At 71.0% G+C, this 23,509-nt stretch carries 3 protein-coding genes (1 of these 3 cut by a window edge); 1 reads left to right on the top strand and 2 read right to left on the bottom strand.

All coding sequences use genetic code 11. The features are described 5' to 3' along the window. On the bottom strand, positions 1-20,268 hold the 5' portion of the coding sequence (locus OIE13_RS16585) for an SDR family NAD(P)-dependent oxidoreductase (protein WP_442816068.1). 15,789 nt of this gene lie to the left of the window's left edge; only the first 20,268 of its 36,057 coding nucleotides appear in the window; it begins with the start codon at positions 20,266-20,268; the stop codon falls past the left edge of the window. Between the two features lie 557 nt (positions 20,269-20,825). On the opposite strand from OIE13_RS16585, the gene OIE13_RS16590 reads away from it, so the two are divergent. Then, a complete protein-coding gene (locus tag OIE13_RS16590; RefSeq protein ID WP_326638701.1) occupies positions 20,826-21,908 on the top strand; it encodes a DegT/DnrJ/EryC1/StrS family aminotransferase in 1,083 nt (360 codons plus the stop codon). A 561-nt stretch (positions 21,909-22,469) separates the two neighbouring features. On the opposite strand, the gene OIE13_RS16595 is transcribed toward OIE13_RS16590, so the two are convergent. Continuing rightward, entirely contained in the window at positions 22,470-23,222 is a 753-nt protein-coding gene (locus OIE13_RS16595) for a thioesterase II family protein (protein ID WP_326638692.1), read from the bottom strand. Positions 23,223-23,509 lie beyond the last annotated feature (287 nt).

A 23,509-nucleotide genomic window follows, 5' to 3' on the forward strand; every position in this document is an offset into this window, starting at 1 on the left:
GTTGCGCCGCGCGTCCGACAACCGCTCCAGCACCAGCATGCCCACGCCCTCGGCCCAACCCGCACCGTCGGCGCTGTCGGCGAACGCCTTGCATCGCCCATCGGCGGCCAGCCCTCCCTGGGCGCTGAAGTCGATGAACGAGTTCGGCGTGGCCATCACCGTCACGCCACCGGCCAGCGCCAGCGAGCACTCGTCACCGCGTAGGGCCTGTGCGGCCAAGTGCAGTGCCACCAGCGAGGAGGAGCACGCGGTGTCCACCGTCACCGCCGGCCCCTCCAGGCCGAGGGTGTAGGAGAGCCGTCCGGTCGCGACACTACCGGCGCTACCGGTACCGGAGAAGCTCATCACCTCCGGTGGAAACTCCACACCGGTCGCGTAATCGTGGTACATGACCCCGGCGAACACGCCGGTACGGCTGCCGCGCAGCGAGAGCGGATCGATCCCGGCCCGCTCGACCGCCTCCCAGGACGCCTCAAGAAGGAGCCGCTGCTGCGGGTCCATCGCCAGCGCCTCACGCGGCGAGATCCCGAAGAAACCGGGGTCGAACTCCCCCGCGTCATGCAGGAAGCCGCCCTCACGCACGTAACTGGTCCCCCGGCTCTCCCGATCCGGGTTGTACAACGCCCCGAGATCCCAGCCGCGCGACGTCGGGAAACCGGTGATCGCGTCGCTCTCCTCGATCACCAGGCGCCACAGATCCTCCGGAGAGGAAACCCCGCCCGGATAACGACACGCCATCCCCACGATCACGATCGGATCGTCGGCCACCGAACGCACCACCGGCGAGAGCACACCCGCATCGGCCCGCTCACCCAGCAACTCACCCAGCAGGAAATCCGCCAGACCAACCGGAGTCGGATAGTCGAACACCAACGTCGCCGGCAACCGCAACCCCGTCGCCGCATTCAACCGATTACGCAACTCCACCGCGGTCAGCGAATCGAAGCCCAGCTCACGAAACTCCCGCCGCACCTCCACCGACTCCGGTGAAGCGTGCCCCAGCACCACCGCCACCTGCGCCCGCACCAACTCCACCACCGACCGCACCCGATCAGCCTCACCCAGCCCGGCCAACCGCCGCACCAACGCCCCATCACCCGACGCCGACCCCGACACCGCCGACCGGCGCACCCCCCGCACCAGCCCGCGCAGCAGATGCGGCACCTCACCCTGTGCCCGCACCGCCGCCACCTCGAACCGCGCCACCACCAGCACCGCACGATCCACCGCACCCGCCGCGTCGAACGACGCCAGCCCCTGCTCCACCGACAACGGCGACATCCCCGCCCGCGTCATCCGCCGCAGATCGACCTCATCCAGCCCACCGGTCATCCCGGCGTCCTGCGCCCACGGCCCCCACGCCAGCGACAGCGCGGCCAGCCCCTGCGACCGCCGCACCTGCGCCAACGCGTCCAAGAACGCGTTCGCCGCCGCGTAGTTACCCTGACCCGCCCCACCGAACGTCCCCGCCACCGACGAGAACACCACGAACGCCGCCAGATCCAGACCCCGGGTCAACTCATGCAGATACCAGACCGCATCCACCTTCGGCCGCAACACCACATCCAGCCGCTCCGCCGACAACGACGGAATCGTCCCGTCGTCCAGCACACCCGCGGTATGAATCACCGCCGTCAACGGATGATCGGCCGGGACCCGCGCCAGCAGCGCCGCCACCTGATCCCGATCGGCCACATCACACGCCGCGATCTCCACCTCGACCCCATGCGCGATCAGCTCCGCCCGCAACTCCAGCGCGCCCGGAGCGTCCAGGCCCCGGCGGCTGGTCAGCAGCAGACGCCGCACCCCACGCCCGGCCACCACATGCCGCGCGAACAACCCGCCCAGACCACCGGTCCCACCAGTGATCAACACCGTCCCCTCCGGATCCCAGACGCGATCCTCACCCAGACCAGAGCCAGAGCCAACCGCGAGGTCAACACCACACCCAACGCCAAGGCCATCACCGGAACCAGAGCCGGAGCCGGAGCCGGAGCCAGGCGTCACCCGCGCCAAGCGCGGCACCCGCACCTCACCCCCGCGCACCGCCACCTGCGGCTCACCCGAGACCAGCACCCCCGACAACACCCCGGGCAGCGCCGACAGAGACACCCCCTCCTCCACATCCACCAGCACGAACCGGCCAGGATTCTCCGACTGCGCCGACCGCACCAACCCCCACACCGCCGCCGCGCCCAGATCGGTGACCGCCTCCCCCGCACCTGCCACGACCGCGCCCCGCGTCACCATCACCAGCCGCGAATCAGCACACCGCTCATCGGCCAGCCACCCCTGCATCCACCCCAGCACCCGGGCGGTCAAGGCATGCACCGACCCCACCACGTCCCCGTCCCCGGACCCGTCCCCGGCCGACCCGACCACGACGGTCACCACCTCCGGCACCACCTCCAGCACCGCCGGCCCCGCCTCCGAACCCGATTCCAGGTCCAGACTCAGCTCAACCACATCAAGCTCGACACCGGCCACCTCCGACACTTCGGGCAACACCGTCCAGGCCAACTGGAACAGCGAGTCCCCAAGCGAAGCGCCACCGGCGGCCGGCTGATCGACCACGATCGGCCGCAACACCAGCGAACGCGCCGACAACACCGGCTCCCCAGCCGCGTCCACCGCACTCAGCGACAGCGCATCGTCACCCGTCCAGACCAACCGCACCCGCAACACCGACGCACCACCCGCGTGCAGACACACCCCACCCCACGAGAACGGCAACCGCACACCCTCGGAACCCTCCAGCCCGGCAAAGGCCACCGCGTGCAACGCCGAATCCAGCAACGCCGGATGCAACCCGAACGACCCCGCATCGGCAACCTGCTCAGACAGGCCGACCTCGGCGAACACCACACCGTCCGCACCCCGCCAAGCGCCCCGCAACCCCTGAAACACCGGCCCGTAACCCAGCCCACCCTCGGCCAGCCGCTCATACAACCCATCCAGCTCGATCACCGACGCACCCCGCGGCGGCCACACCGCCGTATCGAACCGTTCCCCGGCCTGGCCGCCGGCCACCAGCACGCCGATCGCGTGCCGTACCCAGGGCTCCTCATCCCCGGCCTCCGCCGGCCGGGCGTGAATGCTCACCTCGCGCCGACCCGACCCATCCGGTGCCCTCACCCACACCTGTACCGCCACCGCATCCCGCTCGCCGAGCACCAGCGGCGCGGTCAAGGTCAGCTCCTCGACCAGATCACAGCCGACCTCATCACCCGCCCGCACCGCCAGCTCCAGGAACCCGGTGCCGGGGAACACCACCATCCCGTCCACCATGTGATCGGCCAGCCACGGATGCGACCCCAGCGAGATACGACCGGTCAGCAACATCCCATCCGAACCGGCCACTCCCACAGCGGCTCCCAGCAGCGGATGACTTGTAGCCGCGAGCCCCGCCGCCGTCACATCTCCCACCTGTGAGCCGGCGCCATCAGGCCAGAACCGCTCGCGCTGGAAGGCGTACGTCGGCAACTCCACCTGGGGAGCACCGGGAAGCACCGCCGGCCAGCTCACCGGCACCCCGCGCACGTGCAGGGCAGCCAGGGCCGCCATGATCGTCGCCTGCTCGTCCTGGCCCCTGCGCAGGGCCGGCACCAGCAGCACGTCCGGATCCGCCGCCGCCCCCGCCTCGTCATCGCGCGCCGAACCCGCAGGCGCAGCCACACGCATTGCCCCATCCATGTCCGCGTTCGCGTCGGCGAGCGCGGTGAGGGTGTCATCGGCCATCGCGGTCAGCACACCGTCCGGCCCCAGCTCCAGATACGCCCGCACCCCCTGAGCGTGCAACGTCCGGACACCGTCGGAGAACCGCACCGCGCCACGCACCTGATCCACCCAGTAATCCGGTGAGCACAGCTGCTCGGCGGTGGCCGCCTGCCCGGTCACCGTGGACACGAGAGGAATCTGTGGCGGGCTGTAGGTCAGCGCGCCCGCCACCGCCCGGAAGTCCTCCAGCATCGGATCCATCAACGGCGAATGGAACGCATGCGACACCCGCAACCGCTTCGTCCTGACCCCCCGAGACTCCAACTCGGCGGCGATGGCCAGCACCGCCTCCTCCACCCCGGCGATCACCACCGAGGCCGGACCGTTCACCGCCGCGACCGACACCTCCTTCTCACGCCCCGCCAGCAGGGCGGCGACCTCCTCCTCAGAGGCCCGCACCGCGACCATCGCCCCACCGGCGGGGAGCGCCTGCATCAACCGCGCCCGGCCCGCCACCAGCACACACGCATCCGACAGGGACAACACCCCCGCCACATGCGCCGCGGTGATCTCCCCGATCGAATGGCCCGCCAGCACACCCGGCCGCATCCCCCAGGACTCCACCAACCGGAACAGCGCCGTCTCCACCGCGAACAACGCCGGCTGCGCCCACCCCGTCCGATCCAGCAACCCCGCCTCGACCGAACCCGGCTCGGCGAACAGCACCTCCCGCACCGAACACCCCACCCACTCGACCGACCCACCGTCCGGCTGCCCGGCCGGCTCCCGCTCCAACCGCTCCAGCAGCGGATCCAACTCCGCGATCACCGCATCCAACGCCGCCGCGAACACCGGGAACCGCTCATACAACTCCCGGCCCATCCCCACCCGCTGACTGCCCTGACCGGTGAACAGCACCGCCGGCTTGGCCGCGCCCCGCGCCGAACCGGTCACCACCCCCGCGGCCGGCGCACCCTCGGCCACCGCGGCCAGACCCCGCACCAACTCCGCCCGCTCAGCACCCACCACCGCCGCCCGATACTCAAACGCCGATCGAGCCGTCGCCAGCGACACCCCCACCTCGGCCAACCCCAGACCGGGGAAGCTCTCCACATGCGACAACAACCGGGCCGCCTGCGCCCGCAACGCCACCTCACTGCGCGCCGACACCACCCACGAAACCGCTCCGCCATCAGAGCCGCCGTCAGCCTCGCCGCCTCCGGCCTCCACCGCGTCCACCGGCACCGGAGGCTGCTCAATGATCACGTGCGCGTTGGTGCCACTGATCCCGAACGACGACACCGCCGCCCGACGCGACCGCTCCACCCGAGGCCACGACCGCGCTTCGGTCACCAGCTCGACCGCGCCCTCGCTCCAGTCCACATGCGACGACGGCGCATCCACATGCAATGTGCGCGGCACCACGCCCTCACGCATCGCCATGACCATCTTGATGATCCCCGCCACACCGGCGGCCGTCTGGGTGTGACCGATGTTCGACTTGATCGAGCCGAGCAGCAACGGCTGTGCGGCATCGCGGCCCTGTCCGTAGGTGGACATCAGAGCCCGCGCCTCGATGGGATCACCCAACCGCGTTCCGGTGCCGTGCGCCTCGACCACATCGACATCCGACGCCGACAGCCCGGCACCGGCCAGCGCCTGGCGGATCACCCGCTGCTGCGACGGACCGTTCGGCGCCGTCAACCCGTTCGACGCCCCGTCCTGGTTCACCGCCGACCCGCGCACCACCGCCAGCACCTGATGACCGTTGCGCCGCGCGTCCGACAACCGCTCCAGCACCAGCACCCCGACACCCTCGGCCCAGCCGACCCCGTCGGCCGACTCGGAGAACGACCGGCACCGGCCATCCACCGACAGACCACGCTGCCGGGCGAACCCGATGAAGGTGTTCGGAGTGGACATCACGGTCGCCCCACCCGCCAACGCCAGCGAACAATCCCCCGCCCGCAGCGCCTGCGCCGCCAGATGCACCGCCACCAGCGACGACGAACACGCCGTGTCCACCGTCACCGCCGGACCCTCCAGCCCCAGCGTGTACGACACCCGGCCCGAGGCCACACTCGGCGCGGTTCCGGTACCTTCGTAGCCCTCGACGGCATCGCGCTGGCCGAGCCCTTCGACCACCTCACCGACAACGGCCTGGTGTACCCGGCCGGCCGCATTACCCAGCGCCAGACCGTAATCGTTGTACATCAGACCGGTGAACACCCCGGTCCGACTACCCCGCAACGTCCCCGGCTCGATCCCGGCCCGCTCCACCGCCTCCCACGACACCTCCAGCAGCAGCCGCTGCTGCGGATCAACCGCCAGAGCCTCACGCGGCGAGATCCCAAAGAACCCCGGATCGAACTCATCGGCATCGTGCAGGAACCCGCCATGACGCGTATACGACGTCCCCACCCGACCAGGATCCGGATCATAGATACCCTCCAGATCCCAACCGCGATTGGTCGGGAAACCAGTGATCGCGTCGCTCTCCTCGATCACCAGGCGCCACAGATCCTCCGGAGAGGAAACCCCGCCCGGATAACGACACGCCATCCCCACGATCACGATCGGATCGTCGGCCACCGAACGCACCACCGGCAGATCCGCGACCTGCTCGGAGTCCACCGAGCCGAACAGCTCCCCGTATAGGAATTCGGCCACGCTGTGCGAGGTCGGGTAGTCGAAGACCAGCGTCGCGGGCAACGACAACCCCGTCGCCGTGGCCAGCTGGTTGCGCAACTCCACCGCGGCCAGCGAATCCAGGCCCATCTTGCTGAAGGCCCGGTCGGGCTCCACCGCATCCCCCGACGCGTGGCCCAGCACCACCGCCACCTGCCGCCGTACCAGCTCTTCCAGCACCCGCCCGCGCTCGCCCACGTCCAGGCCGGCCAGGCGCCGCCGCAGCCCGCCCTCTTCGCCAACGCCGGCGACCGCACGAACCATCCGCCTCGCCGCCGGTACCAGCCCCCGCAGCAACGCCGGCACCTCACCGCCGCGGCCCCGCAACACCTCCACCTCCACCCGCAGCGGCACCGTCATCGCCGCATCCGTCCGCACACTCACGTCGAACAGCCGCAGCCCCTCGGCGGCAGACAGGGCCGGCAACCCGATCCGGGCCAGCCGGTCGCGGTCGGCGTCGGACAGCTCGGCGCTCATCCCGGTGGCCGCATCCCACAGCCCGTACGCCAGCGACGTCGCCACCAGCCCTCGCGACCGCCGATAGGCCGCCAACCCGTCCAGGAACACGTTGGCCGCCGCGTAATTGCCCTGCCCCGCCGCCAGGACCAGCCCACCGGCCGAGGACACCAGCACGAACATCGCCAGCGGCAGATCCCGGGTCAGCTCATGCAGATGCCAGGCCGCGTCCGCCTTCGGTCGCAGCACCGCATCCAACCGGCTTGGCGACAACGCCTCCACCACACCGTTGTCCGCCGCGCCCGCCGCATGCACCACACCCACCAGCGGGGCCGAATCCGGAACCGACCCCACGACCCGTGCCAGCGCGTCTCGATCCCCCACATCGCACGACATCACCCCGACCTTCGCCCCCAGCCCGGTCAGCTCCGCCACCAGCGTCTCGGCACCCTGCGCCGACAGCCCGCGCCGGCTCACCAGCAGCAGGGAACGCACACCGTGATCGCTCACCAGACGACGCGCCAGCAACGCCCCCAACCCGCCCGTACCACCCGTCACCAGCACCGTCCCCGCCGCCAACCCGACAGAGCCGCCGGGCCGCTCGGCAGAGCCCAGATCCGAGCCCGAATCCAAGCCCGAATCCGAGCCGTCGGCGATCACGGCGACGGAGCCGCCGGGCCGCTCGGCCGAGCCCAGAACGGCCCGCTCAGACTGCGCCATCCTGACCAGCCGAGGCACCAGGAACGCCCCCGAGCGCACCGCCAGCTCCGGCTCCCCGCAGGCCACCGCCGCCCGCACCGCCGCGTCCCGCTCCTGGCCCTCGTCCAGATCCAGCAGCACGAACCGCCCCGGGTGCTCGGCCTGCGCCGCCCGCACCAACCCCCACACCGGCGCGACCGCCACATCCACGTCCGCGCCCTCACCCACCGACACCGCACCCCGGGTCACCACCACCAAAGGCGCCGACCCCGGGCTCTCCCGCTCCAGCCACGCCTGCAGTACCTCAAGCACGCCGCCGACCACCGAACGCACCACCTCCGGCGTCTCACCGGCCGGCCGCGCCGCGCAGTCCACCACCACGACCGGCTCGGCGGCATCGACAGCCGCATCGGGAGAGCGGTCATCCGCGACCGCGGGCCATTCGGTCACCGGCGCCGCACCGACGGTGGCGGGCGTCTCGATCGGGTTCCACGCCACCTGGAACAGGGACTGCTCCCCTCCCGCCGCGCCCAGCTGCCGCGCCGACACCGGGCGCCCCACCATCGCCCCCGCCGACAGCACCGGCCGGCCGTTCTCATCGGCCACGTCCAAGCTCAGCGTGTGCTCACCCGAATGCCGCACCCGCACCCGCAGCGTCGAGGCGCCCGAGGCGTGCAGCACCACCTGCCGCCACACGAACGGCAACACCGCCCGCCCGCCGCTCGCCACACCCGAGGGATCGATCAGCGACACGTGCATCGCCGCGTCCAAAAGCGCCGGATGCACCCCGAACCGCCCCGCCTCCGCAGCCGCCCGCTCATCCAGCACGACCTCGGCGAACAACTCCTCCCCCCGCCGCCACGCCGCGCGCAACGCCTGAAACGCCGGCCCGTAGCCATAGCCGACCTCGGCCAGCCGCTCGTAGGCCCCCGCCACCTCCACCTCGGCCGCCCCCGCCGGCGGCCACCGCACCAGATCGAATCCCGGCTCGGCCGCCCGCTCCGCGAGCACTCCCTGGGCGTGCAGCGTCCACTCACCGCCCTCGTGCTCATCGGCTCGGGAATACACCCGCACCGCGCGCCGGCCGGCCTCACCGGGGCCGTCGACGACCACCTGGACCCGCACCCCGCCGGTCTCGGGCAGTATCAGCGGCGCCTGCAACGCCAGCTCCTCCAGCACCGCGCAGCCGACCTCGTCACCCGCGCGGACCACCAGCTCCACGAATCCGGTCCCGGGCAGCAGTACCCGGCCCAGAACCTCGTGGTCGCAGATCCACGGATGGGTCGACGCCGACAACCGCCCGGTCAAGACCACCCCGTCCGACTCCGGCGACACCACCACCGCCCCCAGCAGCGGGTGCAGCACCGTCTCAAGCCCCAGACCTCGCGCGTCCCCGCCCCGCCGGCCGGTCGGCCAGAACCGCTCCTTCTGGAAGGCATAGGTGGGCAGCTCCACCCGCCGCCCACCCGGCAACACCGCACGCCAATCAAGGGGAACCCCGCGCACGTGCAACCCGGCCAACGCCATCATGATCGTCGTCTGCTCGTCCTGGCCCCCGCGCAGTGCCGGCACCAACACCGCAACCGGATCAGAACCGGCTTCGGCTTCCGCGGCGAGGGTGTCTTGGGCCATCGCGGTCAGCACACCGTCCGGCCCCAGCTCCAGATAGGCCCGCACCCCCTGAGCGTGCAACGTCCGGACACCGTCGGAGAACCGCACCGCGCCACGCACCTGATCCACCCAGTAATCCGGTGAGCACAGCTGCTCGGCGGTGGCCGCCTGCCCGGTCACCGTCGACACGAGAGGAATCTGTGGCGGGCTGTAGGTCAGCGCGCCCGCCACCGCCCGGAAGTCCTCCAGCATCGGATCCATCAACGGCGAATGGAACGCATGCGACACCCGCAACCGCTTCGTCCTGACCCCCCGAGACTCCAACTCGGCGGCGATGGCCAGCACCGCCTCCTCCACCCCGGCGATCACCACCGAGGCCGGACCGTTCACCGCCGCGACCGACACCTCCTTCTCCCGCCCCGCCAGCAGGGCGGCGACCTCCTCCTCAGAGGCCCGCACCGCGACCATCGCCCCACCGGCGGGGAGCGCCTGCATCAACCGCGCCCGGCCCGCCACCAGCACACACGCATCCGACAGGGACAACACCCCCGCCACATGCGCCGCGGTGATCTCCCCGATCGAATGGCCCGCCAGCACACCCGGCCGCACCCCCCAGGACTCCACCAACCGGAACAACGCCGTCTCCACCGCGAACAACGCCGGCTGCGCCCACCCCGTCCGATCCAGCAACCCCGCCTCGACCGAACCCGGCTCGGCGAACAGCACCTCCCGCACCGAACACCCCACCCACTCGACCGACCCACCATCCGGCTGCCCGGCCGGCTCCCGCTCCAACCGCTCCAGCAGCGGATCCAACTCCGCGATCACCGCATCCAACGCCGCCGCGAACACCGGGAACCGCTCATACAACTCCCGGCCCATCCCCACCCGCTGACTGCCCTGACCGGTGAACAGCACCGCCGGCTTGGCCGCGCCCCGCGCCGAACCGGTCACCACCCCCGCGGCCGGCGCACCCTCGGCCACCGCGGCCAGACCCCGCACCAACTCCGCCCGCTCAGCACCCACCACCGCCGCCCGATACTCAAACGCCGATCGAGCCGTCGCCAGCGACACCCCCACCTCGGCCAACCCCAGACCGGGGAAGCTCTCCACATGCGACAACAACCGGGCCGCCTGCGCCCGCAACGCCACCTCACTGCGCGCCGACACCACCCACGAAACCGCTCCGCCATCAGAGCCGCCGTCAGCCTCGCCGCCTCCGGCCTCCACCGCGTCCACCGGCACCGGAGGCTGCTCAATGATCACGTGCGCGTTGGTGCCACTGATCCCGAACGACGACACCGCCGCCCGACGCGGACGCCCGGCCTCCGGCCACGACCGCGCCTGAGTCACCAGCTCGACCGCGCCCTCGCTCCAGTCCACATGCGACGACGGCGCATCCACATGCAACGTGCGCGGCACCACACCCTCACGCATCGCCATGACCATCTTGATGATCCCCGCCACACCCGCCGCCGCCTGGGTGTGACCGATGTTCGACTTCACCGAACCCAGCAGCAGCGGCCGGTCGGCCGACCTGTCCTGCCCGTACGTCGCCAGCAACGCCTGAGCCTCGATCGGGTCACCCAGCGTCGTACCGGTACCGTGACCCTCCACCACGTCGACATCCGCGAAAGACAGCCCCGCCCCGGCCAGCGCCTGCCGGATCACCCGCTGCTGCGACGGACCGTTCGGCGCCGTCAACCCATTCGACGCCCCGTCCTGGTTGACCGCCGACCCGCGCACCACCGCCAGCACCTGATGACCGTTGCGGCGGGCGTCCGACAACCGCTCCAGCACCAGCACCCCGACGCCCTCCGACCAGCCGACCCCGTCGGCCGACTCGGAGAACGACCGGCAGCGGCCGTCAGAGCTCAGACCGCCCTGGCGGAAGAAGTCGATGAAGGTGTTCGGGGTGGACATCACGGTCACCCCACCGGCCAGCGCCAGCGAGCATTCGCCCGAGCGCAGCGCCTGCGCCGCCAGGTGCAACGCCACCAGCGACGACGAACACGCCGTGTCCACCGTCACCGCCGGACCCTCCAACCCCAGGGTGTAGGACACCCGGCCGGAGGTCACGCTGCCGGTGGTCCCGTTGACCACGATCCCGCGCAACTCCTCCGGCGCGCCGTTCCCCGCTGAGGGGTAGTCGTGATACATCATCCCGGCGAAGACACCGGTCGGGCTGCCCTTGAGGGTGAGCGGGTCGATACCCGCCCGCTCGACGGCCTCCCAGGAGGTCTGCAGCAGCAGACGCTGCTGGGCGTCGGTCGCCAGCGCCTCACGTGGTGAGATCCCGAAGAACCCCGGGTCGAACTCGGCCGCGTCATACAGGAATCCGCCCGCACGGGCGAAGGACGCGTCCGGAAGCTCCCAGCCCCGGTCGGCCGGGAAGCCCGAGATGGCGTCCCTGCCCTGGCTGACCAGCTCCCACAACTGCTGCGGAGAGGTGACGCCGCCCGGATACCGGCAGGCCATGCCAACGATGACGATCGGGTCCCCGCTGAGCGGAGCCGCGACCGGCAGGGGCGGCGCGGAGGCCGCGTCGGCGCCGTCGCCGTCGAGTCGCCCTTGGATGAAGCCGGTCACCGCCGCCGGGGTGGGCTGATCGAACACCAGCGTGGCCGGCAGCCGCAGCCCGGTCGCCTCGATCAGCCGGTTACGCAGTTCCACCGAGGTCAGGGAGTCAAGACCGAGGTCCTGGAAGGTCAGCTCCGGCGAGATCGCGTTCGCCGAGGCATGCCCCAGCACGGCGGCCACCTGCCCGAGCACCAGCGTGGACACGGCCTCGCCCAGCGCCTGCCCCGACAGGGCGCTGAGTGCCTCAGAGCCGGAGGAGGTGATGGCCGCCTGCCGCAGGGGGGCGGGCACCAAAGCACGCAAAAGCGCCGGGATACGGCTTTGTGCCCGCAGCGCGGCCCGGTCCAGCCGGGCGGCCACCACCACCGGCTCAGCGCCCGTCATCGCGGCGTCGAACCAGGTGAGTCCCTGCTCGGCGGAGATGGGGCGCAGCCCGGACCGGGCCATGCGCCGCATGTCGGTCTCGGTCAGGGCGGCGGTCATGCCGGTGTCCTGCTGCCAGGGCCCCCACCCGATCGACAAACCCGCCAGCCCCTCAGCGACGCGCCGGCCTACCAGGGCGTCGAGGAAGGCGTTGGCCGCGCTGTAGTTCGCCTGGCCGCCGTTGCCGAGCGTCGCGAACACCGAGGAGAACACCACGAACGCGGTCAGGCCGAGGTCGCGAGTGAGTTCGTGCAGGTGCCAGGCGCCGTCCGCCTTCGGCCGCAGCACGGCGTCGATCCGCCCGGGCGTCAGCGCGCCGATCGGCCCGTCGTCGAGCACGCCGGCGGCGTGCACCACCCCGGTGAGCGGATGCTGCGGTGGGATCGCGGCGATCAGTTCGGCCAGCGCGTCGCGATCGGACACATCACAGGCGACGGCCGTGACCTCGGCGCCCTGGGCGGTCAGCTCCGAGGCCAGTTCCGCGGCGCCCTCGGCCTGCGGGCCGCGACGGCCGACCAGCATCAGGTGACGCACGCCGTGCTCGCTCACCAGGTGGCGGGCCACGAGCGCGCCCAGCCCGCTCAGACCGCCGGTGACCAGCACCGTGCCATCGGCACCCCACACAGGCACCGCGCCACCAGCCCCCCGGAAGATGTTCGGCGCCGACGAGGCAGCGTCGTCATCGTCCTCGACTGTGACGAGTCGCGGCACCCGGAGCAGGCCATCGCGTACCGCGATCTGCGGCTCCGCGGACTCGAACGCCCAGGCCAGCGTCTCACCGCTCACCCGATCGACATCAAGATCAAGGTCAAGCAGGACGAACCGCCCCGGGCTCTCCACCTGCGCCGAGCGCACCAGGCCCCAGACCGCCGCCGCGACGGGGTCGGGCGCGCTCCCGGCATCGACGGCCACCGCCCCACGGGTCACGAAGATCACCGGAGCGTCGGTGTGCTCGTCGCTTCCGCCTTCCCGCAGCCGGGTCAGGACCGCCGAGGTCACCGACCGCACAGCGTCCGGAACATCGCCCCCGGCCGGCACCGAGACCGGCACCAGCGTCACATCCACGGCCGAGACCGGGACCGGGACTCCGATCAGTGTCACGTCCGCGGCCGGGTCCGGCTCGCGCACGAGGTCCGCCACCTGCCCGGCCGCACGCAAAGCATCGACCAGACCCCACTCATCAGAGCCCAGCACCGACCAGCGCCTGACCGGACGCTCCCCACTCCCCGATTCCAGCGCGAGCGGCCAGTCCAATCGCAACAGCGGCCCACCGGTGCGCGCCGCAGACCGCAGATCATTGGGCCGCATCGCCAAGGAACGCACCCAGGCGACCACACCACCCTCGGTATCGGCCACGACCAGCGTGATCGCATCCCTACCGGCCTCACTCACCCGCACCCGAAGCGTCGAGGCGCCGGAGGCGTGCAGGGACACCCCGCTCCAGGCGAACGGCAGCAGCCCACCGCCCGCCTCCTCAAGCCCGGCCAAAGAGGCCACCTGCAGCGCGGCGTCGAGCAGGGCCGGGTGCAGCCCGTACGCACCCGCGTCAGCCGCCAGGTCTTCGGGCAGGGTGACCTCGGCGAACACCTCCCGGTCGGTACGCCAGACGGCGCGCACCCCCTGGAAGGCGGGGCCGTAGGAGAAGCCCACCCGCGCCCGCCGCTCGTAGAAGTCGTCGAGGTCCACCGCGACGGCGTCCGCGCGGGGCCACTCGCCCAGGCCGGGATCGGGAACGCTCGGCACGCCTGGGGTCAGCACACCGGTGGCGTGCCGAACCCACGGCGCCTCCGGCTCGTCCACCGGCCGGGAATACACACCGATCGTCCGGCCGCCGTCGGTGTCGGCGGCGCCGAGCGCCACCTGCAGCCGCGCCTCACCCCGCTCGGGCAGCACGAGCGGCGCGGTGAGCGTGAGCTCCTCCACCAGACCGCAACCGACCTCGGCACCCGCCCGCACGGCCAACTCGACGAAGGCCGTACCGGGCAACAACACCCGCCCGGCCACCACATGATCACCCAGCCACGGATGCGCCGCCGTCGAGACCACAGCGGTGAACAGGAACCCACCGGTATCGGGCAGCTCCACCGCCGCACCCAGCAGCGGGTGCCGCGGCCGATCCAGCCCGGCCAAGGTGACATCGCCCCCGGCCGCCGAGGGCTCGCTCCAGTACCGCTCCCGCTGGAAGGCATACGTCGGCAGATCCACCCGGCGAGCCGCCCTAGCGGAGAACAACTCCGGCCAGCGCACCGCCACCCCGTGCACATACAACCGGGCGGCCGCCGCCAGCGCCGCGGCCGCCTCGCCGCGATCCTTACGCAAGACGGGCAAGGCAACCGGCCCCACCAGCCCCACCGGCCCCGACGTCTCGGCCGGGGTCCGACCGGCCGGCGAGGAGAGGTTCTGGTGAACCAGCGCCGACAACCCGCCATCCGGACCAAGCTCCAAGAACACCTTGGCCCCCGCCGCCCCGGCGGCACGGATCGCGTCGGCGAAACGCACCGGCCGCACGACATGGTCCACCCAGTACTGCGCCGAGCACAGGTAGGCGGCGTCGACCGGCTGGCCGGTCACGGTGGAGACGATCGGCGTCCTCGGCTCGTGAAAGGTCAGCCCCTCGACGATCTCCCGGAACTCCGCCAGCATCGGCTCCATCAACGGCGAGTGGAACGCGTGGCTCACCCGCAGGCGGGTGGCCTTGCCGAAACACGCGGCAATTCGCAGGACGGCGTCCTCGGCGCCGGCGATCACCACCGACGACGGGCCGTTCACCGCGGCGATGACGACCCCGTCCTCCAGCAGCGGCTCCACCTCCGCCTCACCGGCCTGGACCGACACCATCGCCCCGCCCTCGGGCAGGCGCTGCATCAACCGGCCCCGGGCCGCGACCAGCGCGCAGGCATCATCCAGCGACAGCACACCGGCCACATGGGCGGCGGCGATCTCACCGATCGAGTGCCCCACCAGCAGGTCCGGCACCACACCCCACGACTCGACCAGGCGAAAGAGCGCCACCTCGATCGCGAAAAGCGCCGGCTGGGCGAACTCGGTACGATCCAGCAGCCCGGGATCCGCACCGAACACCACCTCACGCGGCGAGCGCTCCAGCTCACCGGCCAGCCGCGCGAACACCTCCTCCAACGCGCGGGCGAAGACCTGGAACCGGGCGGCCAGCTCGCGGCCCATCCCGAGCCGCTGCGCGCCCTGTCCCGCGAACAGCACCGCCAGCCCGCCGGGCACACCGGCGACACCGCGTGCCACCTCGGCCACACCCTCACCATCGGCCAGCAGCACCGCCCGGTGAGCGAACTCCGAACGTGCCCTCACCAGCGAGTAGCCGACATCGGCCGGATCCGCCCCACTCTCGGCCACAAAAGACATCAGCCGATCGATCTGAGCACCGAGCGCGGCCTCGCTCTTACCCGAGACCACCCAAGGCACCACGACAGGCGCCCTACCCGATGTCGTACCAAGCTCGGAGGACTCGGAGGACTCGGCCGAAGCCTCCGAAACGGAAAGCTCCGAAACGGGAAGCTCCGAAGCAGCCGGAGCCTCCAAAGTGGAAAGCTCCGAAGCAGCCGGAGCGGCAGGATCGGACGGCCGCCCCGGCCCGGACACGGGGTCCGGCACCTGCTCGACGATCACGTGCGCGTTGGTACCGCTGATCCCGAACGACGACACACCGGCCCGGCGGGGCCGTCCGGCCTCCGGCCACTCGGCACGCTCGGTCACCAGCCCGACCGCGCCGGCCGACCAGTCCACGTGCGATGTGGGGGCGTTGACGTGCAACGTCCGCGGCACGATCCCCTGCCGCATGGCCATCACCATCTTGATCACGCCCGCGACCCCTGCGGCCGCCTGGGTGTGACCGATGTTCGACTTGATCGACCCGAGCAGCAGCGGCCGGTCCCGGTCCTGGCCGTACGTCGCCAGCAGGGCCTGGATCTCGATCGGGTCGCCCAGCTTGGTGCCCGTGCCGTGCGCCTCCACCACGTCCACGTCCGAGGGGGAGAGCCCGGCGCCGGCAAGGGCCTGCCGGATCACCCGCTGCTGGGAGACGCCGCTGGGAGCGGTCAGGCCGTTGGAGGCGCCGTCGGAGTTGACGGCCGATCCACGGAGCACGGCGAGCACCCGGTGGCCGTTGCGGCGGGCGTCCGACAGGCGTTCCAGCACCAGCACGCCGACGCCCTCGGCCCATCCCGTGCCGTCGGCGGCGTCGGCGAACGCCTTGCACCGCCCGTCCGGAGAGAGGCCGCCCTGCTTGGCGAACTCCAGGAAGATGCCCGGCGTCGACATGACGGTGACCCCGCCCGCCAGCGCCAGCGAGCACTCCCCCGACCGCAGCCCCTGCGCGGCCAGGTGCAGGCCGACCAGCGACGACGAGCACGCGGTGTCCACCGTGATCGCGGGACCTTCCAGCCCCAGGGTGTACGCCACCCGGCCGGACAGAACACTCGGCGAGGTGCCCGTCAACGTGTAGCCCTCGGCGTCACCGGACGCCTCGTGCATCCGGGCGCCGTAGTCCTGCGCCATCGCACCGAGATACACGCCGGTCCGGGTGCCGTCCAGCGACGACGGCGGGATTCCGGCCCGCTCCACCGCCTCCCAGGCCACTTCCAGCGCCAGCCGCTGCTGCGGCTCCATCGCCAGCGCCTCACGCGGCGAGATCCCGAAGAACGCGGCGTCGAAGTCTCCCGCGTCGTGGAGGAAGCCTCCGGGATGGTCCGCGGCGAGGGCCCCCATCCGCCATCCGCGGTCGGCGGGCAGCGCCGACACGGCGTCCACACCGGCGTCGACCAGCCGCCACAGGCTTTCCGGGGAGTCGATCCCGCCTGGGTAGCGGCAGGCCATCCCAATGATTGCGATGGGCTCGTCGGCCATCGGGGAAGAGGCCACCGGAGGAGAGGCCACCGGTTCCAGCGGCTGGGATCCGGAACCGGTGGCGGCTGTGGACCCCAGGAAGGCGGCGAGTCTCGCCGGTGTGGGGTGATCGAAGAGGGCGGTGGCGGTCAGCGCCGGCCCGTCGGCCGAATCAAGCCGGGTGGTGAGCTCGACGAGCATCGCGGAGTCGAAGCCGAGCTCTTTGAAGGGCAGGCCGAGATCGATCCCATCAGGATCGTACGTCCCGAGGACCGCCGCGCACGCGTCGCGGACCAGGTCCAGCGGGCTGCCGGAGCCGAGCCGCTGGACGGCGTCCGGCCCGTCCGGCCCGTCCGGTCTCCCATCGGCCGCCGATGCCGATCCTGCCCGCGCCCGCGGTCCCGCTTCCTCCCGCTCTCGTTCCGGGCCGGCCCCCTCCAGCCAGTGGCGGACACGCTGGAACGCGTACGTCGGCAACTCGACTCGGGACGCGGCGGGGAGGAACCGTTCCCAGCCGACCTCCACCCCGCTCGTGTAGAGCTCGGCGATCGAGGTCATCAAGCGGGAGATCCCGGCGTTGTGCCTCTGGAGGGTGCAGACGGCCACCGCCGGGCGGCCGGCGATCCGCGCGCTCTCCTGGATACTGCCGACCAGTACCGGGTTCGGGCTCACCTCGATGAAAGCACCGAACCCGTCGGCCAGCAACCGCCCGACCGCGCCCTGGAAGTCGACCGGCCGGCGCAGGTTGCGATACCAGTAGTCACCGTCAAGCTCCGCCGTGTCCAGCGGGGCGCCGGTCACCGTCGAGTAGAAGGGGATCTCCGAACTGCGCGGCCGGATCGACGCCAGCAGCGGTGCCAGGCGCTCCTCGATCCGCTCGACGACGGAGGAGTGCGAGGCGTAGTCGATGTTGACCCGGCCCATCTGCACCGTGTCCGCCCACTCGGCCATCATCTCGGCCAGCGCCTCGTTGTCCCCGGACACCACCGTGGAGGACGGGCTGTTCACGGCGCCGACGGACAGGCGGCCCGCCCAGCGTGCCAGCCGGTCCTCCACGGCCTCCAGAGGGAGTCCCACCGAGACCATGCCGCTTCTGCCGGAGAGGACCTCGGTGATCAGCTTCGATCTGGCGGTCACCAGCCAGGCGCCGTCCTCCAGCGACAGCGCGCCCGCGACACACGCGGCGGCGACCTCCCCCTGCGAGTGGCCCACCACCGCGGCCGGTTCCACGCCGTACGACCGCCACAGCGCCGCCAGGGAGACCATGATCGCCCACAGCACCGGCTGGATCACGTCGGCGCGTTCCCTGGGCGGGCTACCGGGTTCCCCCCGCACGACGCTCGTCAGCGACCAGTCGACGAACGGCGCCAGCACCGCCTCGCATTCCGCCATGGCGGCGGCGAACACCGGCGACGAGTCGAGCAGCTCCACCCCCATCCCGGCCCACTGCGATCCCTGGCCGGGAAAGACGAAGACCTGCTGGCCGGGGCGTTGCCATACGCGGGCCAGCGGCGCGGTGTGCTGACCGAGCCCGAAGACCAGCCGCATCTGATCGAGGAGCTCCACCCGGTCGGAGAGCACGCCGCCGGAACTGGGATCGACGTCGATCCTGCCGCGCACCAGCCCTGACGCGAAGCGCCCTTCCGACAGCGCGTCCAGCCCGTGGAGCAATTGTTCGCGTCCGTCCCCGATGACGACCGCTCGATGGCGCAGGCCGGCCCGCGTCGTCGCCAGAGAGAAGGCCACGTCGCCGGTCGAGAGGTCCTCCCGTTCCCTGACGTGGCGGGCAAGCCGGGCCGCCTGTGCCCGCAACGCGCTCTCGGTGTGGCCGGACAGCGGCCAGGACACCGGTGACGATGTCTCCGGCCCTGCCCCGGGGCGCTCCCCAAGCTCCTCGGGTACGGCGACCGGCAGGGCAGGCCCGGTCACCGGCGCCGGGGAGGTGCGCTCCGGGGCGGAGGTCAGCACGACATGGCAGTTGGTGCCGCCGATGCCGAACGACGAGACGCCCGCGACGATCCGCCCGTCACCGTGGCTCACCGGCCACGACATCGGAGACTCCACCACCCGCAGGTTCCACTCGTCGAAGCGGATCGCGGGGTTCGGCCGCTCGAAGTTCAGGCTCGGCGGCAGCAGCCGGTGCTCGATGGCCAGCACGGTCTTGAGCAGCCCGACGATGCCGGCGGCGCCCTCCAGATGGCCGACGTTGGTCTTGGCCGATCCCACCCACAGCGGCGCGTTCGAGCGGCCCGTGCCGTGCACCGCGCCGAGCGCGCCGGCCTCGATGGGATCGCCCACTCTGGTGCCGGTACCGTGCAGCTCGACGTAGCCGACGCTCGCCGGGTCCACGCCGGCGCGCCGATACGCCGACCGCAGTACCCGCTCCTGCGCTCGGGAGCTCGGGGTGGTGAGCGTCTCGCCGGAACCGTCGTTGTTGACCGCGCTGCCCGCGATGACGCAGTACACGTGGTCGCCGTCCGCGAGGGCACGCGACAGCGGCTTGAGGAGGACGATGGCGCCGCCCTCGCCGCGGACGTAACCGTTCGCCCGCGCGTCGAAGGTGAAGCACCTGCCGTCCGGGGAGAGCGCGCCGAGCTCCGCGGCCGCCAGGGCACTCTCCGCGGCGAGGTTGAGCTGGACCCCACCCGCGAGGGCCATGCTGGACTCGCCGCTGCGGATGCTCTCGCAGGCGAGGTGCACCGCCACCAGCGATGACGACTGGCCCGTGTCCACGGCCATGCTCGGGCCGGTCAGGGCGAGGAAGTGCGACACCCGGTTGGCGAGGATGCTGCGGTTGACGCCGGTGAGCGAGTGATGGCCGATTCCCGCAGCGCCGCTCTGGCGGCTCAGCAACGCGTAATCGTCGGCCATCGCACCGATGAACACGCCGACGTCGGTGCCGCGGAGGGGAGTGGGCGCGATACGCGCGTTCTCCAGAGCCTCCCAGCCGAGCTCCAGCATCAGCCGCTGCTGGGGATCCATCGTGCGGGCCTCACGGGGTGAGATCGCGAAGAACCCGGCGTCGAACCGGTCGATCCCGTCCAGGAACGCGCCGTGCGCGCTGGAACCGAACTCCGTATCCGCGCTCCAGCGGTCGGGCGGCACCGTGGACACGGCGCTCACGCCGTCGCACAACAGCCGCCAGAACTCCGCCGGACCTGGTGCGGAGGGCAACCGGCAGGACACTCCGACGATCGCGATGCGATCGTCACTCGTGCCGGAGTCATGGCCAGGCATGAACTTGGATCGATTCACGCACCGCTCCCCATACACGTCGTAATGCCGACATGCGGAGACTCGATTCGCCGCCCGGCAAGGGCAGGTGCTCGAATCGCCGCATCCGGCTCGTGGCCTCACGGCCAGCACGAACTATGCCGAGCACACGCTGCGCGTTTCACTAGTTGTGCGGCGCGAAAAAGACGGTGCGGGTCACCGGTTGTGCGGCGCGAAAAAGACGGTGCGGGTCACCGGTTGTGCGACGCGAAAAAGACGGTGCGGGCGTGACCGTAACCCGGTGACACAACGGGAGTCGCCTCCGGTACCTCAGCATGCCAGACGTCCCACCTGCCACGCCCCCGGCCCTGTTCACCGCGGCGACCTGAGCCGACCCGGTCTCATGCCTCATAGCGCGCGGATCCTAGTGTTTTCACGAGTGCCGCCCGGGTTCTTCTGTAGTTGACCCGGCGCGTGTCCGGAGAGTCCCGCGTCGCAGTGCGGCGGGGAAGGCGGGACTTTCTGAGCGCCTCTTATCGCCCCGTGCCGACGAGCCGGCTGGCTGATGAGTGAGGAACTCCATGGCGTTCAAATATCAGGTTTCAAAGCCGTACCTCGCAGGACGAGAACTGGAGTACCTCACCGAGGCCGTCAACTCCGGCTGGATATCCTCGCAGGGCCCCTTCGTCAGGCGCTTCGAGGAGGAGTTCGCCCAGTACAACGGCACTGCGTACGGCGTCGCGTGCTCCTCTGGCACGACCGCTCTCACCCTCGCGCTGCGGGCGCTCGGAGTCGGCCCCGGCGACGAGGTCCTGGTTCCCGAGTTCACCATGGTCGCCACCGCGTGGGCGGTCACCTACACCGGCGCGGTGCCGGTGTTCGTGGACTGCGGCGACGACCTCAACATCGACGTCTCGCTGATCGAGGCTCGGATCACCCCCCGTACCAAGGTCATCATGCCGGTGCACGTCTACGGCCGGCGGTGCGACATGGACGCGATCATGAAGCTGGCTCACGAGTACAACCTGAGAGTGGTGGAGGATTCGGCGGAGGCGCACGGCGTGCGCCCGGTGGGCGACATCGCGTGTTTCTCGCTGTTCGCCAACAAGATCATCAGTGCCGGTGAGGGGGGTGTCTGCGTCACGAACAGCGAGCATCTCGCTCAGCAGATGGCCCACCTGCGCAGCATGGCCTTCAGCAAGGAACACGACTTCATTCACAAGAAGCTGGCCTACAACTTCCGCATGACGAACATGCAGGCCGCGGTCGCCCTGGCCCAGCTGGAGCAGATCGACGAGATACTCGCCATCCGCAAGCGGATCGAGAAGCACTACGACAGCGGGCTCGACGGCATCGACGGGATCACCATCATGCCGTCTCGCGACGTCCTCTGGATGTACGACATCCGGGCGGAGCGGCGGGAGGAGCTTCGGGAGTTCCTGACCGACGCGGGGATCGAGACCCGGCCGTTCTTCCAGCCCATGAGCCGTCAGCCGATGTATTTCAACCCCGACTGGCCGGCGCTGAACGCCGCCCGCTTCGCGGCCGACGGTCTCTATCTGCCCACCGACCCCGGGCTGGCCGAGTCCGACCAGGAGTGGGTGATCGGGAAGGTACGCGAGTTCTACCTGGAGGGTCAGGCCACGGGGCGCACACGCATGTGACCCTTCGGCGGCCTGACCGGTCGGATCCTCTCGCGTCCCCGGTCGGTACGCCTCCGGGCCCCTGCCCGCCGGTCGCTCCAGAGGTCATCCGTCTGCCCGTGCGTCGCCGCCGGTGCGTCGCTTCAGATGGTCACCGCGTCGGCCGGTGCGTCGCTTCAGATGGTCAACCGCCGGAACCCCGGCCACAGGAACGCGTCGAAGGCGTTCGTGGCCAGGAGGTGACCGTTGACGACCATTCCGATGGCGGACACCGCGGCGGTCATCACCTGCGCCCGGCGCCGGCCGCCCAGTTCCCTGGCGATCTGGGTGGCGCCGTCGGTCCCCGCGCGGGAACGTTCATGTCGAGGACGGTGCCCTCGATCCAGGGTCCGGCTGCGTCAGGAACACTGAGTCGCAGCCGGCGCCCTCCCGTATCCGCGACCACTGCCGCAGCGCCGCCTTGGTGGCCCCGGTGACGACACGTTCACAAGCGTGACGATCGCCTCCCGGGTCAGGCTCTCCTGGGTCGAGACGGAGAAGGCTTCGTTGAAGATCCGCTTCTGCCTTGCCGTATGTCTCGCGCTACGCCCCGAGTTCCCGGGCGATCTCCTCGTTCACCGCCTGCTGATGCCGGGTGAGGAAGAAGTGACCGCCGGAGAACACCCTGATACGGAACCGCCCCGCGGTATGCCGACTCCAGGCCTCCGCCTCCTCGACCGTCGTCCTCGGATCGGCGTCCCCGGTCAGCACGGTGATCGAACCACTCATGCTCCGCTCCGGATCTCCGCGATAGGTCTCGATCGCACGATAGTCACCTCGCAGCGCGGGCAACGCCATCCGCAGGATCTCCTCATCGCCGAGCAACCCCGCATCCGTGCCGTTCAGCAGCTTGAGCTCGGCGACGATACCGTCGTCATCACGCCGGTGCACCGACTCGTCCCGCCAGGTGGACGGCCCGCGACGTCCCGAGGCGATCAGCGTGTGGGGCGCGTTGACACCCTTCCGCTCAAGCCGGCAGGCCACCTCGAAGCCGATCACCGACCCCATGCTGTGACCGAAGAAGACCGTCGGCTTCTCCGACAACGTGACCAGCTCGTCGACGATCCGATCCGCCAGGATGCCGATGTCGGTGATACACGGCTCCCGCAACCGATCCTGCCGCCCGGGATACTGAACGGCCACCACATCGGCATCCGGCGAGAACCTGGCCGAGACCGGACGGAAGAAACTGGCCGATCCACCCGCGTGCGGAAAGCACACCAGGCGCTTACCCGCCCCCGCCGCCGGATGATAGCGACGGACCCAAGCGGTGCTGACGTCGTCCGCGGTACTCACGATCCGTTGCCCCTTCATCGCGCCGAATGCCACTCGGACCAGTGAACCCCGGCAACGACTCGCAAAACCACTAGAAGCCGGTACTCCAGCCGCACATCGGGATCTCCGCTGAATCGGATAGATCTTCCGCGCTCAGCACCACCTGCCGGCTGAATCTGGCCGAGGGCTGGTGGCGACCGCTGCGCCGGACCACGTTCGTCACGACCCACCACCTCGAACCCGCATCGACGCCGTGATTCTAATGATTTCCGGGAATCGGCTGCACCAGGATGTTCCGGACAGGAAAA

The sequence above is a fragment of the Streptosporangium sp. NBC_01810 genome, assembly GCF_035917355.1.
In the GTDB taxonomy this organism is placed as follows: domain Bacteria; phylum Actinomycetota; class Actinomycetes; order Streptosporangiales; family Streptosporangiaceae; genus Streptosporangium.

Bases quoted from the DNA above. Each gene is read 5' to 3' on its own strand.
- OIE13_RS16590 (WP_326638701.1), top strand. From the start codon at position 20,826: ATGGCGTTCAAATATCAGGTTTCAAAGCCGTACCTCGCAGGACGAGAA.